Origin of the sequence: Caballeronia sp. LjRoot29 (assembly GCF_964252755.1) — a bacterium.
GTDB lineage: Bacteria > Pseudomonadota > Gammaproteobacteria > Burkholderiales > Burkholderiaceae > Caballeronia.
This window is the reverse complement of sequence record NZ_CAXUPU020000006.1, coordinates 129188-147565: the sequence shown is the minus strand read 5'-3', so window position 1 is coordinate 147565 and position 18378 is coordinate 129188. Positions and strand designations below refer to the sequence as shown.

The window sequence follows — 18378 nt, the reverse complement described above, 5'->3', positions numbered from 1 at the left end:
CGACTCGTGACCGTGACAGTGACCAGCAATCTGCAGGAGCCGGCTGACGCATCCGCCAGCTCAGGGGCCGACGGACGGACGGCGTATGCGAGGACCCGTCGCCGGGCGTCGGCCCAGGCGCTCCTGCTTGCGCTGCCGCTGCTGTTGTTCCTGCTCGCTACCTTCATTGCGCCCATCGCAATCCTGTTGTCGCGCAGTGTCGAGAATCGCGAGGTGCCGGTGAACCTGCCGGCGTTATCGCAGGTGCTCAAGGCGTGGAACGGCGAAGGTCTGCCCGACGAACACACCTTCGCGATCCTCGCGGCCGATATGCGCCGTGCGTCCGCGGAAGGGCAATTGGGAACCGTTGCGCGGCGGCTGAATTTCTACTTGCCGGAGTTTCGCAGCTTGCTGATGCGCACCGCGCGCCAGTTGCCGGAGACCGCGCCGCCCGCGTGGAAACCGGCGCTGATCGAACTCGACCCGCGCTGGGGCACGCACGAGATCTGGCGCATCCTGAAGCGCTCCGCTGTGTCGCCTACGCCCGACTATCTGTTAGGCGCAGTGGACGCCACTGTCACACCTGACGGTTCCATCGCCGCCCTGCCCGCCGATAGCTCGGTGTTCGTCAACGCGTTCGCGCGCACGGTATGGATCAGTGCGTCGGTTACGCTGCTGTGCCTCGTCATGGGTTATCCGGTCGCGTATCTGCTCGCCACTTTGCCGGCAGCCAAGAGCAATCGACTGATGCTGCTGGTGATCGTGCCGTTCTGGACGTCGTTGCTCGTGCGCACGACCGCGTGGTATGTGCTCTTGCAACCGGGCGGCGTCATCAATAGCTTGCTCATGGGGTTGGGTCTCGTCAGCCATCCCTTACCGCTGTTGTTTAATCGAACCGGCGTGCTGATCGGCATGACGCATATCCTCCTGCCCTACATGATCCTCGCGATCTATTCGGTCATGAAGGGCGTGTCGCCGGTCTATATGCGCGCGGCGCAATCGCTTGGCGCGCATCCCGTCACGGCGTTCATTCGCATCTATGTGCCGCAGACCTTGCCGGGTGTCGGCGCGGGTTGTTTCCTCGTGTTCGTGCTTGCGCTGGGTTACTACATCACGCCTGCGTTGCTGGGCGGAGCCGGTGACGAAATGATCAGTCAGTTGATTGCAACGCAGACGAACGAACAGCTCAACTGGGGACTGGCCGGCGCCTTGTCGGCGTATCTCGTGATCTTCACGGCCGTGTTCTATTTCGTGTTCAACCGGCTTGTCGGCATTGACCGGCTGCGCTTCGGCTAAGGGGAAGGACTCATGCAAAGCCAGCGCCATCTCGTTCTCTCCGAACGCATTGCGTCGAAGTGGTTGCGCGTGCATTCCGCGCTCATCCTGTTCTTCCTGATCGCGCCCATCCTGGCAATCGTGCCGTTGTCGTTCAACACCGGTTCGTACTTTTCGTATCCGATGCAGGGCTTCTCGCTGCACTGGTATGCAAAAGCGCTCGGCAGCAGCGACTGGCAACGTGCGTTCGTGAATAGTATTGGCATTGGCGCGGCATCCACGGTGCTTGCCACTTGCCTCGGCACACTCGCGGCGCTGGGCCTGAGCCGAGCGAATTTTCCGTTTCGCGCGATCATCATGCCGCTGCTCATCTCGCCGATGATCATCCCTATCGTGGTCGTGGCCGCCGGGTTCTATCTGGTCTTCGCGCCGCTCGGACTGGTCAATTCCTACGTGGGTGTCGTGCTCGCCCATGCGGCGCTCGGCACGCCGTTCGTGGTGATCACCGTGACGGCCTCCCTCCTCTCGTTCGACCAAAGCCTGATTCGCGCGGCGTCGGGGTTGGGCGCCACGCCGTGGATCGCATTCCGTCGCGTCACGTTGCCGTTGATCGCGCCGGCGGTGGCAACCGGCAGCGTGTTTGCGTTCGCCACCTCGTTCGATGAAGTCATCGTGATTCTTTTTATCGGCGGCCCGGATCAGCGGACCGTACCGCGGCAGATGTGGAGCGGCATTCGCGATTCCATCGATCCATCCATTCTGGCCGTGGCCACCATGCTGATCCTGTTCGCCGTGGCGCTGTTCACCAGCATCAACTGGCTTCGCGGACGCAGTGCGGCAGCGGCGTTACCGGCAAGCTAAAGACTTCAGGAGAGCCGAAGATTGTTTTTATCGGTTCGCTTTTATTGCTAGTGGCGATCGCGTTGGCAGGAGACTGTCGTTTGATTGCACGTTTAAAGGAGAGCAGCATGCTGGCAGAAGAACGGGAAGCGTTTGAGCTGGACGGCGCCGCCGTCTTGCGCGGAGTGTTTAAAGACTGGGTCGAGCCCTTGCGTGAAGGCGTGGAATATAACGCGACTCATCCAGGTCCTTCGTTCAGGAACTACACACCCGAGAAAACGACCGGACGGTTCTTCGGCGACTACTGCAATTGGCAGCGCATTGAACCGTTCAGGGATTTTGTCGAGCATAGTCCGGCTGCGTCGGTGGCTCAGGCCCTGATGGGCTCGCAGCGTGCTCGCATCTTTCACGAGCATGTGCTGGTGAAGGAAGCCGGCGCCGCGAAGCTCACGCCATGGCATCACGATGAGCCCTACTACTGCGTCAGCGCAGAGCAAGCTGTCAGCTTGTGGATTCCCCTCGATCACGTGCCCCGCGAGACATGCGTCGAATTCGTGGCCGGCTCGCACAAGTGGGGAAAGCTGTTCCGCCCGCGCAAGTTCAGCGGCGTGGCGTACGACCACAAGTCGGATCGGCTGGAAGAGTTGCCGGATATCGATGCAAACAGGGACGCGTATCGGATCCTCGGCTGGGATCTGGAGCCGGGCGATGCGATCGCGTTTAACTTTCATACGGTGCATGGGGCGCCGGGGAACGTAGGCGGTCAGCAATCGCGCCGAGTGGTTTCGTTCCGATGGCTCGGCGACGGCGCGCACTACGTGGACCGGGGCGGCGAGACGTCGCCGCCCTATCCTGAGCTGGCAGGCCGGCTTGCTTCCGGCGATCCGCTGCCTGAAATGGAGTTTCCGTTTATCGTCTAAATGACGGTCTTGGGTCTGTTGTCCGCAATATCTCTTTAGCAATAGAGGCTTTACGAACGGCTTCCACCGGCGACCTGGATTACGAAATTCCAGGCTCAAACTGCGGCAGATATCCGTTTGAAAGCCTCAGTAGAAGCCCGTTGTTGTCTGACATCATTTAACATTAAAGCAGTGTTCGCCCACCCCAAACCCACGTCACACCACTCTCCGTCTGTGCAAAAGCCCTAAAAATCCAAGAAATTAAAAGCTTGCAGAAAATATTACTAGTGTAAACGCCGATACTCCGCGTATTGCGCGAGATAAGTCATCTGACATACGATGCGTTCACATTACTAACATAACTTACCGCGGCGATTGTTGCGCGTTGTCATCGCGACCCGAGTCGGTCGAATGAAGAACATCGAACGCGCACGCAGCGGTGTCAGCCAACCGAGCGGCCGACGAAAAAAGAACGCAAAGAAACGGAGACGAACCGACATGGCAATCAAGTTAAAAGGGCTGCGCTGGTGGATGATCGCCCTGCTGACCCTTGGCACCGTCATGAACTATCTGGCGCGCAGCTCGCTCAGCGTTGCCGCCCCCACGGTCATGCAGGACCTGCATATCAGCACGGCGCAGTACGGCTGGATCACCGGCGCCTTCTTCGTGATGTACCCGCTCGGCGGCCCGGTAACGGGCTACCTGATGGACCGCATCGGCTTGCGTTTCGGCTTCCTGATCTGCGGCGTCGCGTGGTCAGTCGTGTGTATCGCGCACGGCTTTGCAAACGGCTGGGTCGGCCTCTTCGTGCTGCGCGGTTTGCTCGGACTGGCCGAAGCTTCGTTCATCCCTGCCGGCATGCGCATGGCCGCGTTCTGGTTCCCGGCGCGGGAACGCGGGCTGGCTGCGGGTATCTTCAACATTGGCACATCGATAGGCGCCATTGCCGCGCCGCCGCTCATCGCCTGGTCGATCCTCAAGTACAACTGGGAAATGGCCTTCGTGATTGCCGGCTGTCTCGGCCTCGTATGGGCGGTGCTGTGGATCGTCTTCTACCGGCATCCGAGCGAACACAAGGCACTCACCGCGACGGAAGCGGCTTATATCGTCGAAGGTGAACACGCTGAACTCTCCGATAACGGCGCCAAACCCAACCTGCGCGCGATCTTCAAGCAACGCAACTTCTGGGGCATCGCCCTGCCGCGCTTTTTCGCCGACCCGGTGTGGACCACGCTCGTGTTCTGGATGCCGCTCTATTTGCATCAGGCACGCGGCTTCGACCTCAAGGCGATTGCCATGACGGCATGGCTGCCGTTCGTCGCGGCGGACGTGGGCTGCCTGATGGGCGGATCGATTTCGCTGTTCCTTAACAAGCGCTTCAACATTGCCGTGATCAACGGCAAGCGCATCGTCTTCACGATCGGCGCAGTGATCATGACGGCCATGGCCGGCGTGGGTTATGTGAAAGACCCGGGCATGGCGATCTTCCTGCTGTGCCTTGGCGGCTTTGCGCACCAGACGCTTTCCGTCGCCGTCATTTCGATGTCCGCCGACTTGTTCCCGCGCCGCGAAGTGGCAACCGTGACGGGCTTTGCGGGATTGTCGGCGGGGCTCGGCAACCTGATTTTTACGCTCGTGATCGGCGGGCTGGTTGCGACCATCGGCTATGCACCGTTCTTCGTTGCGCTCGGCTTCGGCGACCTGATCGGCGTGGTCCTGCTCTGGACGCTGGTGCGCCCTGCGCTGGTCAACAGACGCGCCGACGCCAACCTGCCCAGTCCTGCCGGTGCCTAGCGCGCGGTCGCGGTACGTTGCCGGGCGTGGACCAAAACGTGCCTCGCACCCGCTGTCCTCCACCACTGCGCGACGCCGGTTTTGAACGCCGCGCGTGCGCCACATTCGCGCCGTATTCGTGCGACACCGCTCGCAGCAACGAGCGGGCTGTACTGGCTGCTGAGACCCTCGCCATGAACAACATGCAACCTGAAACACTGGCGTTCGAACGCCTCGAGGCCGCGGACCAGGCACCTTGCGAAGTGGGCGAAAGCCCGGTCTGGCGAGAACAGGAACAAGCGTTGTATTGGGTCGATATCCCTGCTCGAACGATCGCTCGCCTGATCGTGGGCGAAGCGAGGCGCACCGAGTGGCGCCTGCCTGAAAAGGTGGCCTGCATCACCTTCGACCGTCACGGCACCGTGCTCGCCGGATGCGAAACGGGACTCTTCGCCATTACGCTTTCTGACGCGCGCGAGGCAAGTGGCCGCAAGCTAGCCGCGCCCGTTTTTCCGCTGCCGGGCATGCGCTTTAACGACGGCCGCTGCGATCGTCAAGGCCGCTTCTGGGCCGGCACGATGGCGCAGGACATGGCTGCCGCCAACCCGTCGGGGTCGCTGTATCGATACGACGCTGAGGGCACACTTTCCGCACCTGTCGTCGACGGGCTGATCGTGCAGAACGGACTTGCGTGGTCGCCGCAAGGCACGACGATGTATCTCTCCGATTCGCATCCGGCGCGCAGGCTTGTCTGGGCTTTCGACTACGACATCGATACCGGCGAACCCCATAACCGCTGCGTCTTTGCCGACCTGAATCAGTTTGCGGGGCGCCCGGACGGCGCGGCGGTGGACGCCGACGGCTGCTACTGGACCTGCGCCAACGACGCGGGTCTGCTGCTGCGTTTTGCACCTGACGGCCGCCTGGACCGAAGCATCGCGTTGCCCGTCTCGAAGCCATCGATGTGCACGTTTGGCGGCCGCGAACTGGATACGCTCTTCATCACATCGATTCGTCCGTCAAGCGGCGCGAACGAACACGACGGTCATGTGCTTACGGTGCGTCCGGGTGTAAGCGGCGTGGCGGAATCCAGCTACGCAGGAGTTCTATAAGGATTACAGATGATTTTTCGGGCGGTTCGGGAGACATCGCCTGAAGGTTTTTGACGTTAAGAGATTTCGTTAAATGAGCAAGCAGGAAAACCCGCGACGTTGCTGGGCACGTCGCAATCAGTGATACAACAAGAGGAGATAAATCATGCAGTCACTTGATGTCAAGAAAGCGGTCAAAAAAACTGTACTACTTAGCCTCGCCACTCTCGCCTCGCCGGTCTTCGCTCAAAACAGCGTGACGTTGTACGGGATTATCGACGACTCCATTTCGTACCAGAGCAGCCAGACGTCGCTGGGTTCAAACAAGGGCGGACGCTCGAACATCAAGATGCTCTCCGGAGTCTGGGCGGGCAGCCGCTTCGGCCTCAAGGGGTCGGAGGACCTGGGTGGCGGAACCAAGACCATCTTCCAGTTGGAGTCGGGTTTTAACGCGGCGTCGGGTGGTCAGCAATACACGAACGCAATGTTCGGCCGGCAGGCATGGGTAGGCTTGACTAACCCGATCTACGGTACGCTTACCGCGGGCCGCCAATACACGTCCTACTACAATCTGCTTTCGCCCTATAGCCCGACGACCTGGCTTACGGGCGCCTTCGGCGCGCATCCGGGCGACCTCGACGAAATGGACACCATTTATCGCGCGAATAATTCGCTCGTGTACACGTCACCGAAGTTCTTCGGCTTCACGGCCAGCGGTTCGTATTCGTTTGCCGGCGTTCCGGGCAGCGTGAACCAGGGCTCGACATGGAGCGGCGCGCTTCAATACATCAATGGTCCATTCGGGCTCGCAGCGGGCATTACGCGGATCAACAACTCGACCCCGGGCGGCGGCGCGTTTGGCGCAGATTCCACCACCAACTCTGCGGGCCAGTCCGGCGTATCGGCGATCACGAACGGTTATCAGACCGCTCAGGCACAGCAGCGCATTGCTGTCGCGGGCGGTTATACGTTCACGCAGACGCTGGATGTCTCGTTCACTTACTCGAACGTGCAATACATCCCGGGTATCAACTCGAACTTCAGGACCACGGAAATCTTCAATACGGGTGGCGCAGTGCTGCACTGGAAAGCACTGCCGCTGGTCGATCTCGCCGCCGGCTACAGCTACACGCGTGCGACGAAAGCCAACGGCATTACGAGTTCAGCGCAATACCAGCAATTCAACCTGTCCGAGTACTATTCGCTCTCTAAGCGCACCGGCCTTTATGCATTGCAGGCCTATCAGCGCGCGAACGGCAAAACGCTCGGCACGAGCGCGGGCAGCATCATCAATGCGACCGCATCGGTTGGCGACGGGTTCCAGTCTGCACCGTCGTCGTCCCCCAGCCAGTTTGCTGCGGGCGTAGGTATCATCCATCGCTTCTGATCGGTTGAAGTGACGCGGCGGGCTGCTCAGGCAGTGCGCCGCGTCTCCGTGGCGTATGACTTTGTTAAGCGTTCATCGACATGCTTAGGGCAACATCGACTCAACCGCCATTCGTCCGGCGACAGGCTAGCGCCACTTGTTGCGCAGCGTAGTCGTTCTCTATTCCTTGCAGGTTCTGAACCAGGCAGACGCGATAATTCTTTTCGTTGTTATTCAGGAAAGCGCTTTCCTTATAGAGCTTCCGGCACGACGATGTAATCAGATCGGTCGCTTGCCTGCTCCTTACTCCCTTGAGCGATTGCAGCACGCACTGGTTGTACGACGCGTCTCCGTCAAAGGCCATCGCGAGCCCCGGAGCTGCGATGGTGAACGCAATCAATGAGCAAATGCCACGCTTCATTTTTGTTCTCCAAGTCAAAATCCGTACGACAGGATGCGCCATTCGGGATCGCTAAAGCGCTAGCGTTCACGCAAGACCAAGCCGCCGCTTCATTCCTTGCATGTTACCTTCGGTCGCACGGAGCCTGTCATCAAGCCAATTCCGTCGTCATGCTGCGGCGCAAGACAAACGTCGATCCGTATTATTTCCCGGGGAGCTGATTTGCCTCTTGCAGACAAGGCCGCGCTAGAAATATCCCAGCTCACCCGCTTCCCTCCTAGGCTTGCCAAGCATTTTTGTCATAGCGCCGAATTGTTCCGCCCTCTGATACGCTTGCAACCCGCCTAAGTCATACAAGTGCAATATCATATTTATTCGGGCACCGGACACATTTACCGGGATAATCAAGCTCAGAAAAAAGCCAGTCGCGCCGATAACCAAGTACCTACCTATATTGCGCATGCTATGGCGTTTAGTGAACCGAGGTTGCCGTTTTTTAAATGGCTAGTAGGATCCGCTCAGGACCTGAGCGCAGAAAATCGACAGATATTGCTGTCGAACCTGTTCACCCGGACGGCGTCGATTGCGATGGCGTCAGTTTGCGAGATCAGCGTTTGCATCACCGCCTATTATCTTCATCCAAGCGTCCTCTACGCGGCATGGACGCTTGCAGTAATCGCGCTCCTGATCGTGCGCCTGTCCTTGATTGCCATCTGCTGCAGGCGCAGCGCACGTAACGAACCTACGCCAACATCGGCGTTCTTGCTTGCCAGTATCCTGTGGAGCGTGCTTCTCGGATTCGGCGCCCTCTTGTGCAATATCAGTGGAGACCAGACGCTTTTCCTGCTTGGCAACGTTTGCGCGGTTGGCGTGGTGGGCGGATTGGCCGGCCGTAACGCAGGCATACCCCGGCTTGTCCTGATCCAGATTTCTATCATCTTCACGCTGCTCGGCATCGGCGCCGCCATGTCCCCCGGCTCTGGGAAAATAGTCTTGCTATTCCAGGCACCGTTTTGCGCGGCTGGGTTTTTTACCGTTGCTGTCCGCAGCAACAAGGACACCGTTGCGCTGCTGCTCGCGCGGGAAACCAGTAATCGCCTTGCACGCCACGACAGTCTCACGGGCCTGCCAAACCGCGCCCGCATCAGCGAACTCCTGCTGAACCGTACCGATGCCGAACCCGCGGTCAGGCCCGGATCGTTCGCGGTGCTCCTGATCGATCTTGACGGTTTCAAGGCCATCAACGACAGCCTCGGGCACGCGGCCGGCGACCTCGTGCTTCAGGAATCCGCCAAGCGTTTGCGGGCGGTCTTGCGTCAGGGCGATGTAGTCGGCCGTCTCGCAGGCGATGAATTCGTCGCCATTTCCAGCGACTCTTCCATGAGCGAAGAGGTCCGGCTGCTGGCGGACCAGATTGTGAAAACCCTTGCGCGCCCGTTCGTACTGAACGAGGCGCTGGTGCGCATTGGCGCGAGTGTCGGGATTTCGCAGTATCCCGAGCACGGAGAAACGGGACCGCAACTCCTGATCTGCGCCGACCGTGCGTTGTATGCGGTTAAGCGTAGCGGCAAGAGCGCCTTTGCCGTATTCGATGCCAAGGCCCACGCCTCCGACGACAGCCTGAGCCTCCTGCGAAGCGACCTGGAAGGGGCGCTTCAATCATTTGGCAGCGGCTTGAGGATGGAATATCAACCCATCGTCAACCTGGCTAGCGGTGTAGTCACCGGACGCGAAGCGCTGGTTCGCTGGACCCATCCCACGAGGGGCGAATTGCCGCCCACGACCTTCGTTCCCATTGCAGAGCGGACGGGCCTGATCCTGCCGCTGGGGGAATGGGTGCTCCGGCGTTCATGCGCGCAAGCGGCCTGCTGGCGCGAACCGGTTATCGTGGCGGTGAACGTATCGCCTGTGCAACTGCGTGAGGATTCGTTCGCGGACCTGGTTGCAACGGTCCTGCAGGAATCGGGGTTATCGCCTTCGCGGCTGAATATTGAGGTCACGGAAACCGTACTCATGAGCGACGATGTCCCGACACGGCGCAACGTGCAAAAACTTCGCGCGATGGGTATCGGGCTCGCGCTCGACGACTTCGGAACGGGCTTTTCGACGCTATCGAATCTATGCCGTTTTTCATTCGACACGCTGAAGATCGACAGTTCGTTTGTGCGTGAATCCGTGCATCGCCGAGAGTCGGCCGCAGTGATTCGCGGCATCGTCGCGCTGGCTCATGAGCTGGGCATTCCCACGACGGCCGAAGGTATCGAGACGCACGAGCAACTGAGCTTTGTCCGTGCCTCTGGATGTACCAGCGCACAAGGCTATTTCCTCGGCCGTTCCGAACGAGCGGAAAGCATCTCGCAAATTTGACGGGTTGGCGGGTACGCCGGACATCCGTTCTCAAACCAGATCCGCACGTGAAACGGTGAGCTTAGCGGCGTGAAGGGAATAAGCATGACGGCGTCCACGCGGGGCGCCGTCATGCTTCATGCTTTCAACGAACGTGCTTAGGCATACTGTGCTTCGTTAAGGTCAGCGATGAGAGTCGGACCGGTTGGGTGCCAGTCCAGCTTGTTCTGGGTCTGGGCACTGGAAGCCGGCATATCCAGACTGACGAACATTCCCATCCATCCAAAATGCGATGCTGCTTCATCCGGGGTGATCGACACTGCGGGCAAGTTCAGGCTCCGGCCAAGTGCCTCGGCAATTTCGCGGCTACTGATTCCCTCTTCGCCGACTGCGTGATAGCGCGCGCCCCGTTCGGCCTTCTCAATAGCGAGGCGGTACAGAAGCGCCACGTCGGAGAGATGGCCGGCGGGCCAGCGGTTGCGGCCCTCGCCCACATAAGCGGAAACGCCTTTCTCGCGAGCGACGGCCACGAGCGGCGTGATAAGACCTTGCTTCAATGGGTTGTGAACTTGAGGGAGTCGCATCACCGACACGTTGACACCCGCTTCGAGGAGCACCTTGCCGGCTAATTCGGATGCGACACGCGGATTCGGATGATCGAAATTGCAGACATCCTCGGTCGCCAATTGACCCGGTCCAGGGCTGCCCATGCCCGTCCCGGAGGTGATGATCAGAGGCCGGTCAGAACCCGCGAGCGCAGCGCCGAGCGCCTCGATTGCCCGCTTGTCCTTCTGGCAATTCTCCACGAATTTCGAAAAATCGTGATCGAATGCCGTGTGGATGACACCGTCTGCTTTCGCAGCGCCGCTGCGCAGGCTCTCCGGATCCTCCAGGGTTCCGTGATGCACTTCCGCCCTTGCGTTGATCAGCGCCTGAGCGCCCGCTTCCGAGCGCGTCATGCCGATCACCTGATGACCGGCCTTGATAAGTTCGGGAACAATGGCCGCGCCAATGAAACCTGTCGCACCGGTAAGAAAAATACGCATGTTGAAATCTCCTGGGTTGTCGCCGCCACTATCCGGGCAATTCTGGTTCCATTGAAGTAGTGACATCATCCTATTAAAGGGATTAACAGGATCCCGGTGTCCTGCCGCGTGGTCGGATGCACCTTCTTGAGACCACGCTCGAAGCGTGATGCCTCCAGGGCATCACGCTCGCCATCAATCGGCATTGGCATAAATCACATCGATTTCCGATAGTACGGGCATCGCTGCGTCGTTTGCATTCGCCGCAGGCACTCAGCCCATATTCAGGAGACGAACCATGGCCACCGACCGATCCCGCATTTCGACGGATATCGATTTCGAACAAGAAGGCTTCCGGACCGGCACATTGCGCGTGCCGCATTCCGTCGACCGCTCGGCTTATGGGCACATTCCGATCCCGATCGCCGTCCTTAAACGCGGCGACGGCCCGACGGCGCTTCTCACCGGCGGCAATCACGGCGACGAATACGAAGGTCCGATTGCCCTGATGAAATTGCTGCAACGCATGCCGTCGATGCAAATCAGCGGTCGCCTGATCGTCGTGCCGGGTCTTAACTTTCCCGCGTTTCTCGCGGGGCGGCGAACCTCACCTATTGATGGCGCGAACATGAACCGCATTTTCCCGGGCCGTCGCGATGGCTCCATCACGGAGATGATCGCGCATTATGTGGACACCGAACTATTCCCCCGCGCCGATTTCGTCTTCGATATCCACGCGGGCGGTGCGTCGTTCGATCATCTGCCGACGCTGCTGGTGGCGCCACCCGTCGACGTTGAGCAACGGCGTGAATATAAGCGGATCGTCGATGCGTTCGCCGCGCCCAACGCGATGGTCATGGACCTGCTAGGCGAGGATCGTACCTATGGCGCCGCGATCGAAAGTCAAGGGAAGCTGTTTCTGTGCGGCGAATTCGGCGGCTATGCAACCTGCAATCCGCAAGGCCTGGCGATCGTGGAGGAAGGTCTGCAGCGGGTACTTGCGGCACTCGGCATCTGCGCCAGCGAACCGCTGCCGGCACCGCGTTACGACACACGATGGCTGCACGTTGACGGCGAGCGGCATTACGTCTTCGCGGCCACACGCGGGATCTTCGAGCCGGTATTCAAACTCGGCGACCGCGTGAGCGCCGGCGATCTGGCCGGACGCATCTTCGATGCGCATGCGCCGTGGGCCAAGCCCGTCGAATTGAAGTTTCGCACCGAAGGCGTGGTCGTCATCGTGCGTTCATTTGCAAGCGTCGAGCCGGGCGATTGTGTTGCGCTCGTGGCAGCCGACACAGGCAAGCAATGAACCCGGAGATACCCATGTCCGCCATCCCCCTGACCGAAGGCATCGACGCGCGCGATGCGCTGTACAGAAAGATCACGTGGCGCTTGCTGCCGTTCCTGACGCTCTGCTACATGCTCGCGTATCTCGACCGCATCAACATCGGCTTCGCGAAGCTGCAGATGCAAAGCCAGCTCTCGTTCTCCGACGCAGCCTACGGGATCGCGGCGGGCATCTTTTTTATCGGCTACGTACTGTTCGAGATTCCCAGCAACCTGCTGTTGCCGAGGATTGGTGCGCGAAAAACACTATCGCGCATCATGGTGCTGTGGGGCATCACGTCCGCATCCATGCTGTTCGTCCGCGACATCCACACGTTCTATGCGCTGCGTTTCCTGCTGGGTGTGTTCGAAGCAGGCTTCGCACCGGGAATGGTGCTCTACCTGACGTACTGGTACGCGCCATCGCGCGCCGCTCGCGCGATGGCCGTCGTGATGTGGGCTGGACCGATAGGCGGCGTTATCGGCGGACCGTTGTCAAGCTGGGCAATGACCACGCTGGCGGGCACGCATGGACTTGAAGGATGGCAGTGGATGTTTATCATCGAAGGCCTGCCGTGCTGCGTGCTGGGCGTGGTTGCATTCTTCTTCCTCGATGATCGTCCGCAACACGCAAGCTGGCTCTCCGATGAAGAGAAGGCCCTGCTTGGCCGCGATCTCGATGCACAACACCTGAACCGCGCGGCGAGCGAAGCGCGGCATCAATCATTGAGAACCGTTGTCTCCGACCCGCGCGTACTGACGCTCGCCTTCAGCAACTTTTGCGTCATCGCAGGAATTTATACGGTGAGTTTCTGGCTGCCTGCGTTCCTCAAGACCGCAGGCGTTGCCGGCACCATGGCGATAGGTCTGTGGTCATCCTTACCTTATGTTGCAGCCATTGTCGCGATGGGTTGGCTGTGCCGCAGCTCGGACCGTCGTAACGAACGCCGCCGCCATAGTGCGCTCGCCAGCATCGTGGGGGCTATCGCGCTTGCCATCGCCGGGTTGTACCCGGGCAAGCTCGGCATCGCACTGCCGGCCATTGCGCTGTCCACCGCCATGCTCTGGGCGTCATACACTGTCCTGTGGGCGCTGCCTGCGGGGTATCTGGGCACCGCGGGGGCTGCGGGCGGGATTGCCTTCATCAACATTTGCGGCGCGCTTGGCGGCTTCGCGAGTCCAATCATCATCGGGGTCGTGAAGACGCTCACCGGCGATATGCAGGCCGGCATGTTGACGATCGTCGCCATCGCGCTCGCCGGCGCGGTCGCGATGCTCCTTAATCCTATCGAGTCACGAACGGAGACCCCTCATGGATGAACCATCGACGACTTATCGCGTTGGCGACGCGTTGATCACGCGCGTGATTGAACAGCAGTTTCAGTTCAAGACGGACAAGCTGTTCGCCGATTTCGATCCCGCCGTGATTCAGGAACATCACGCTTGGCTCGCTGACGGACAAGTCGATGCAGCCGCCGAACACTTCGCTCTGAGCGTCAACACGTGGGTATTGCGAATAGGCGGCAAGGTCATTCTGGTGGACACCGCTAGCGGCAATCATAAGGACCGTCCATTCAGCGCCCTTTTCCACCAGTTGAATACGCCATATATCGAGCGGCTTGCGCGCTCCGGAGTGAAGCCCGAAGAAATCGATTTCGTGCTGCTTACGCATCTGCATGTGGACCACGTAGGCTGGAATACTCGGCTCGATAACGGCCGTTGGGTGCCCACTTTTCCCAACGCGCGTTACGTTTTCCCACGCGCCGAGCGGGAGTTCTTCGACACGCCGGCTGGCGAGAGCCGGCGTATGGTTTTCGACGACAGCGTGCTGCCGGTGATCGACGCGGACCTCGCGGAAGAAGTCGGTCCGGAGGGCGGCGAATATCTGCCGGGCATCCGCTTTCATCCGACACCCGGTCACAGCGCCGGACACATGTCGATAGAAATTGAGTCCGCGGGTGCGCACGCGCTTTTTAGCGGCGACGTATGGCATCACCCGATCCAGGTCTATCGCCCGGCGTGGAGTTCGGTGTTTTGTGCCGACAAGGATCGCGCAACTATCTCGCGTCGATGGGTGCTCGACCGCGCGGTCGAAACGGACGCGACGGTGTTCACGCCGCACTTTGCCGGGACATCGGCGGGTGTTGTGGATGTTTCAGCGCAGAGCAAGGGCGGCTTTGCGTGGCGCTTCGTGTGACGAACTACTGCTGCTGTTTAACGGCCAAGTTATGACTCTCGTCGCTCAAATCGGGCTGCAGCATCGTGCCGAGAACGCGAAGCAATCGCTGCAATGCTGCATTTGGATTGGTCTCCAGATACGCGAACGCCAGCGGCATCTGCACCGATAGATCGGTGAAGCGCACGAACTGCGCACGCGCCGGCGGCCGCCCGAGATTCGCAGCATTGACGATAGCGGCGCCCATGCCCGCGGAGACAAGCGACAGAATTGCCGCCTCGGTCGGCACTTCCTGCACCACGTCTAATGTCAATCCTGCTTCGCTGCAGGCGCTGACCAGCATGTCGTAATACGCCGGGTACGTTGCCCGCGGAAAACAGACCACTGGTCGGCCATTCAGGTCACGCGCGGAGATGGGCTGGCCCTCCTGAAAATTCCAGCTTCGCGGTACGGCAGCCACCACATCGTCGATAGCCAGAGGCAACACATGCAGCGCGCGCGGAAGCTCGCCGTAGGTGTAGATGAACCCGCCATCGAGCGTCCCGGCCAGGATCTCGGCAACCTGCTCCGGCGTGTTCATGGGCGCCAGATGGATGCTCACCTCGGGCGCTTCGCGCTGAAAATTGTTGAATGCATCGGGGACCAAGCCATCCCAACTTGCATTCTCGACTACCCCAAGCCGCAACGTTCCCTGAAGCCCTGATGCAACCAGTCGCACGGCGTGCGTCGCCGACTCGAGAATGCCGAGCGACTTGCGAACTTCGCGCAGGAATAGTTCGCCGGCGACAGTCAGCTTGACACCCTGCGGCGTGCGATCGAAAAGCCGGGCGCCCAGCATCTGTTCAAGATCCTGTATCTGGCGGGTAATCGCCGGCTGCGTGACATTGATGCGCTCGGCGGCCAGCCGGAAGCTCTGATTGTCGGCGACCGCCGCGAAATACCTCAGGTGTCGTAGTTCCACGTTTCTTCCCTTATCTGTCGCGCCCGTCCGTGCAAATGGCCGGATTAAGCTCGTCACATGATGATCGCATCCTAATCTCGCAGTTCCGCAGTCCGTTAGGTCGCGGTCAATGCGAACGCGTCGGCGAGGAAATACGGGCATCAAAATTCTTGCCGGCTCCTGCTCGTTCATGATAATTTATGCTCGTTTATGAGCGATATACGATGAATGAGCAATCCAAATAGAGACCAACAACATGCAAAGAACCCGGCGTGATGCCGTAGACGGGTTGCTTCCCGACGAACGCGCAAAGCTGATACTCGACCGTCTACGGTCGCATGGCCGCGTGCTGGCGGCCGGACTCGCGCTCGAATTCAACACCTCCGAGCACACGATTCGCCGCCATCTGCGTGATCTGGCCGACGCCGGTCATTGCAAGCGCGTGTATGGCGGCGCATTGCTGATCTCGCCCGCTGCGCCGGCCGGGTCCACTCGTCTGCGCGAAGCGGCTGATCGAAAGGCCCAGCTGGCCGTTGCGGCGGCGTCCATTGTGCGGCCGGGGCAGCTCATCCTGCTCGATGCCGGGTCGACCAACGTCGCTATTGCGGCGGCGCTTCCGGAAAACGCCGGCTTGACTGTAGTGACCAATTCCCCCGATGCCTGCTCGCGTTTGCTCGATCGTCCTGGCTTCGATGTCATTCTGATTGGCGGCCGAATGAGCGCGCGCGGAGCGGGTTCTCTCGGGTCCACTGCCCTTCTGCAGGTCCAGCAAATCAAGGCTGACCTCTGTTTTCTCGGTGCGTGTGCGATGGACCCCGACGAGGGCGTGGCTGCGTTCGAGGCGGAGGAAGCCGAGCTTAAACGCGCGATGGTCAAATCGAGCGGTCAGATCGCCATTGCTATGACGTCGGAGAAACTGATGACCGCAGCGCCTTTTTTTGTGGTGGCAAGCTCCGGCGTCGAGCATCTGATCGTGGAGGCGGACATCTCCGCGCAGCGGCTAAGCGAGTTCGAAAAGATCTGCGGCAATGTGATCGTGGCTCATTCAGGAGCTCAATCATGAGACCCGTTGCTGAACGTATTGCCACCGCTGCTGTATTTCTCGCAAACGGGCTGGGCATTGGTGCGTGGGCCGTTGAAGTCCCGCGGATCAAGGAAGCTTTATTGCTAAGCGATACCTCGCTTGGAATCGCATTGTTCTGTTTTGCGTTGGGCGCAATTGTCGCCATGCCGCTTGCGGGCAGGCTGGCGCCGCGATTTGGAAGCGGCCGCGTCACCGCATTCCTGGGCGTTGCATTCGTGGTTGCACTGCCCTTGCCTGCGCTGGTCCCGGACTTCGCTTTGTTATGCGTGGTGCTCTTTGCCTTAGGCGCTGCGAATGGGGCACTCGATGTATCGATGAACGGACACGCCAGCGCAATTGAAGGCGAATGGCGGGCACCGATCATGTCGTCGTTTCATGCAGCCTGGAGCATGGGCGGTTTGATAGGTGCAGCAGGAGGCGCGGCGCTTCAGGCCAACGGTATCGGCTCGATAGGCGGATTATTGCTGCCCGATGTTGTTATTGGTGCGCTTGTTTTGACCGGCGCTGTATTTGCGCTGAGGGATATTGGACCGAGGGTGTTGGCGTCGGCTAGCGGTTTTGTCTTGCCTAGCGCGGGCGTCATGAAACTCGCTGCCCTCGCCTTTCTCTGCATGTTGGTCGAAGGCGCGGTGGCGGACTGGAGCGCGGTGTTCTTACGCTCGGCACTCGATACGCAGGCAAGTGCAGCAGCGCTCGGCTATTCGTCGTTTGCGTTCGCGATGGCGGCATGCCGGATAGTCGGAGATGTATCGGTTCGGCGCTTAGGCGCAAGTGTCGTGGTCGCGAGTGGCGGGTTTATTGCAGTCGTCGGGTTGGCGCTAGTGCTTGGCTATCCAAACGTGGTTACCGCTTGTGTGGGATTTGCCTTGGTTGGAATCGGGTTGGCTAATATTGTGCCGGTCATTTTTAGTGCCGCGGGGCGCTCAACGGCAACGCCGGCGGTCGGTGTTTCCATGGCCGCCACGGCGGGTTATGCCGGCTTTCTGGTGGGACCGCCGCTGATTGGACTGGGCGCTGGTTTTGTGGGGCTGCGGTTAGCGTTGTGTGCGCTTTTGCTAGCCGTGGTCATTGTCTGTCTGGTGGGCGGCAAGGCCGTGAGCCGGGTTAGCGTCAAGGAAGCTTATTGATCATGCTGTTTTTTTCGTTCGCACTCGGGGTGGGTGCGGGGTGGTTCTGAGGTTAGCGGGCAGGCGTCGGGGTGGGTGCCAAGTTCTTGCGTTAGCGGTCTGGTTCATTGCCGGGTTGCTGCTTTTCAGGTCTTCGCGAGTTATGTGCTAGCTGATCTCTTTATCACTATTAGCCACTGCGCGTGGCGGCGCGTCATTTCTTTGTCCAAAGCGACAAAGAAACGAAGCAAAGAAAGCGCTTTCACCTCTCTAAAAATTAAGTGTCCACAGCGTGCAGTTCCATTTCATGGGTACCCCAAAAGCACGGTGCTCGCCAGAGCCACGGATGTTTGAAACCCTCTTTCTCGCGAATCCTGACATTAACACGCTTCGCCCCGTACGCTCTCGGGCAAGCACCAGTGCCCCACGTTCCCGCAGGGCCTCACGCGTATTTGCCGCTGTGGGCTTCGCGGGTTAGCTATGAGTTTGCGGGTTAGGCCTCACGCATTCTGCCGAACCATTTCTCGGTGGTTTAAAAAATGGTTCGGCATGCATCCAAATTTGGAGGTTGGTTTTCCGCGGATAGCGCGGGGGCTCCTTGAGCAGGTTCAGTCGCTAGTGCTTGCCCGAGAGCGTACGGGGCGAAGCGTTTTACTGTCAGGATTCGCGAGAAGGAGGGTTTCACACATCCGTGGCTCTTGCGAGCACCGTGCTTTTCGGGTACCAATGATATAAAACTGCACGCTGTG

The 18378-nt window shown here is 59.9% G+C and carries 15 protein-coding genes; 12 read left to right on the top strand and 3 right to left on the bottom strand.

Annotated features, from left to right (window positions below):
- Positions 1–12 precede the first annotated feature (12 nt).
- The 6 genes from ACSQ83_RS09855 to ACSQ83_RS09830 all read left to right on the top strand — a co-directional run bounded on the left by ACSQ83_RS09855 (position 13) and on the right by ACSQ83_RS09830 (position 7244).
- A complete protein-coding gene (locus ACSQ83_RS09855; protein ID WP_436228077.1) occupies positions 13–1275 on the top strand; it encodes an ABC transporter permease in 1263 nt (420 codons plus the stop codon).
- Positions 1276–1287: 12 nt separating this feature from the next.
- On the top strand, positions 1288–2115 hold the full coding sequence (locus ACSQ83_RS09850; protein WP_414951682.1) for an ABC transporter permease: 828 nt from the start codon (positions 1288–1290) through the stop codon (positions 2113–2115).
- Positions 2116–2222: 107 nt separating this feature from the next.
- On the top strand, positions 2223–3014 hold the full coding sequence (locus tag ACSQ83_RS09845; RefSeq protein WP_436227998.1) for a phytanoyl-CoA dioxygenase family protein: 792 nt from the start codon (positions 2223–2225) through the stop codon (positions 3012–3014).
- A 477-nt stretch (positions 3015–3491) separates the two neighbouring features.
- Positions 3492–4787, top strand: a complete 1296-nt coding sequence (locus ACSQ83_RS09840; protein ID WP_414953437.1) for an MFS transporter — start codon at positions 3492–3494, stop codon at positions 4785–4787.
- A gap of 182 nt (positions 4788–4969) precedes the next feature.
- Positions 4970–5878 carry an SMP-30/gluconolactonase/LRE family protein gene (locus ACSQ83_RS09835; protein ID WP_414953440.1) on the top strand — a complete coding sequence of 303 codons (909 nt, stop codon included), beginning with the start codon at positions 4970–4972 and terminating at the stop codon, positions 5876–5878.
- 145 nt (positions 5879–6023) lie between these two features.
- Positions 6024–7244, top strand: coding sequence for a porin (locus tag ACSQ83_RS09830; RefSeq protein ID WP_436227997.1), 1221 nt, complete (start codon positions 6024–6026; stop codon positions 7242–7244).
- A 100-nt stretch (positions 7245–7344) separates the two neighbouring features.
- Here the strand turns inward: ACSQ83_RS09830 and ACSQ83_RS09825 are convergent, their stop codons facing one another.
- Entirely contained in the window at positions 7345–7644 is a 300-nt protein-coding gene (locus ACSQ83_RS09825; protein ID WP_414953435.1) for a VF_A0006 family four-cysteine protein, read from the bottom strand.
- Positions 7645–8088: 444 nt separating this feature from the next.
- On the opposite strand from ACSQ83_RS09825, the gene ACSQ83_RS09820 reads away from it, so the two are divergent.
- Positions 8089–9990, top strand: a complete 1902-nt coding sequence (locus ACSQ83_RS09820; RefSeq protein WP_414953434.1) for a putative bifunctional diguanylate cyclase/phosphodiesterase — start codon at positions 8089–8091, stop codon at positions 9988–9990.
- 137 nt (positions 9991–10127) lie between these two features.
- Here the strand turns inward: ACSQ83_RS09820 and ACSQ83_RS09815 are convergent, their stop codons facing one another.
- On the bottom strand, positions 10128–11015 hold the full coding sequence (locus tag ACSQ83_RS09815) for an SDR family oxidoreductase (protein ID WP_436227996.1): 888 nt from the start codon (positions 11013–11015) through the stop codon (positions 10128–10130).
- 277 nt (positions 11016–11292) lie between these two features.
- Between ACSQ83_RS09815 and ACSQ83_RS09810 the strand changes: the two genes are divergently transcribed.
- The 3 genes from ACSQ83_RS09810 to ACSQ83_RS09800 are packed head-to-tail and all read left to right on the top strand — an operon-like array spanning position 11293 to position 14520.
- On the top strand, positions 11293–12306 hold the full coding sequence (locus ACSQ83_RS09810; protein WP_414968678.1) for a succinylglutamate desuccinylase/aspartoacylase domain-containing protein: 1014 nt from the start codon (positions 11293–11295) through the stop codon (positions 12304–12306).
- Positions 12307–12320: 14 nt separating this feature from the next.
- Positions 12321–13643: an MFS transporter gene (locus ACSQ83_RS09805; protein ID WP_436227995.1), complete on the top strand. Its 1323-nt coding sequence runs from the start codon at positions 12321–12323 to the stop codon at positions 13641–13643.
- The gene (locus ACSQ83_RS09800; RefSeq protein ID WP_436227994.1) at positions 13636–14520 is read left to right on the top strand and encodes an MBL fold metallo-hydrolase; all 885 of its coding nucleotides are present in this window, start codon (positions 13636–13638) and stop codon (positions 14518–14520) included. Before ACSQ83_RS09805 ends, ACSQ83_RS09800 begins: the two co-directional genes overlap by 8 nt.
- A 4-nt stretch (positions 14521–14524) precedes the next feature.
- On the opposite strand, the gene ACSQ83_RS09795 is transcribed toward ACSQ83_RS09800, so the two are convergent.
- Positions 14525–15460 carry a LysR family transcriptional regulator gene (locus ACSQ83_RS09795; protein ID WP_436227993.1) on the bottom strand — a complete coding sequence of 312 codons (936 nt, stop codon included), beginning with the start codon at positions 15458–15460 and terminating at the stop codon, positions 14525–14527.
- Positions 15461–15695: 235 nt separating this feature from the next.
- Between ACSQ83_RS09795 and ACSQ83_RS09790 the strand changes: the two genes are divergently transcribed.
- Together ACSQ83_RS09790 and ACSQ83_RS09785 are read left to right on the top strand one after the other, a co-directional pair.
- A complete protein-coding gene (locus tag ACSQ83_RS09790; protein WP_414968681.1) occupies positions 15696–16502 on the top strand; it encodes a DeoR/GlpR family DNA-binding transcription regulator in 807 nt (268 codons plus the stop codon).
- Positions 16499–17650 (top strand): MFS transporter, encoded by a 1152-nt coding sequence (locus tag ACSQ83_RS09785; RefSeq protein WP_436227992.1) that lies wholly within the window; start codon positions 16499–16501, stop codon positions 17648–17650. Before ACSQ83_RS09790 ends, ACSQ83_RS09785 begins: the two co-directional genes overlap by 4 nt.
- Positions 17651–18378: the final 728 nt, after the last annotated feature.

What these genes read in the sequence shown, in the direction of transcription:
- ACSQ83_RS09850 (WP_414951682.1), top strand. Translation starts at nt 1,288, where the DNA reads ATGCAAAGCCAGCGCCATCTCGTTCTCTCCGAACGCATTGCGTCGAAG.
- ACSQ83_RS09845 (WP_436227998.1), top strand. Translation starts at nt 2,223, where the DNA reads ATGCTGGCAGAAGAACGGGAAGCGTTTGAGCTGGACGGCGCCGCCGTC.
- ACSQ83_RS09840 (WP_414953437.1), top strand. Translation starts at nt 3,492, where the DNA reads ATGGCAATCAAGTTAAAAGGGCTGCGCTGGTGGATGATCGCCCTGCTG.
- ACSQ83_RS09835 (WP_414953440.1), top strand. Translation starts at nt 4,970, where the DNA reads ATGCAACCTGAAACACTGGCGTTCGAACGCCTCGAGGCCGCGGACCAG.
- ACSQ83_RS09830 (WP_436227997.1), top strand. Translation starts at nt 6,024, where the DNA reads ATGCAGTCACTTGATGTCAAGAAAGCGGTCAAAAAAACTGTACTACTT.
- ACSQ83_RS09825 (WP_414953435.1), bottom strand. Translation starts at nt 7,644, where the DNA reads ATGAAGCGTGGCATTTGCTCATTGATTGCGTTCACCATCGCAGCTCCG.
- ACSQ83_RS09820 (WP_414953434.1), top strand. Translation starts at nt 8,089, where the DNA reads ATGGCGTTTAGTGAACCGAGGTTGCCGTTTTTTAAATGGCTAGTAGGA.
- ACSQ83_RS09815 (WP_436227996.1), bottom strand. Translation starts at nt 11,015, where the DNA reads ATGCGTATTTTTCTTACCGGTGCGACAGGTTTCATTGGCGCGGCCATT.
- ACSQ83_RS09810 (WP_414968678.1), top strand. Translation starts at nt 11,293, where the DNA reads ATGGCCACCGACCGATCCCGCATTTCGACGGATATCGATTTCGAACAA.
- ACSQ83_RS09805 (WP_436227995.1), top strand. Translation starts at nt 12,321, where the DNA reads ATGTCCGCCATCCCCCTGACCGAAGGCATCGACGCGCGCGATGCGCTG.
- ACSQ83_RS09800 (WP_436227994.1), top strand. Translation starts at nt 13,636, where the DNA reads ATGGATGAACCATCGACGACTTATCGCGTTGGCGACGCGTTGATCACG.
- ACSQ83_RS09790 (WP_414968681.1), top strand. Translation starts at nt 15,696, where the DNA reads ATGCAAAGAACCCGGCGTGATGCCGTAGACGGGTTGCTTCCCGACGAA.
- ACSQ83_RS09785 (WP_436227992.1), top strand. Translation starts at nt 16,499, where the DNA reads ATGAGACCCGTTGCTGAACGTATTGCCACCGCTGCTGTATTTCTCGCA.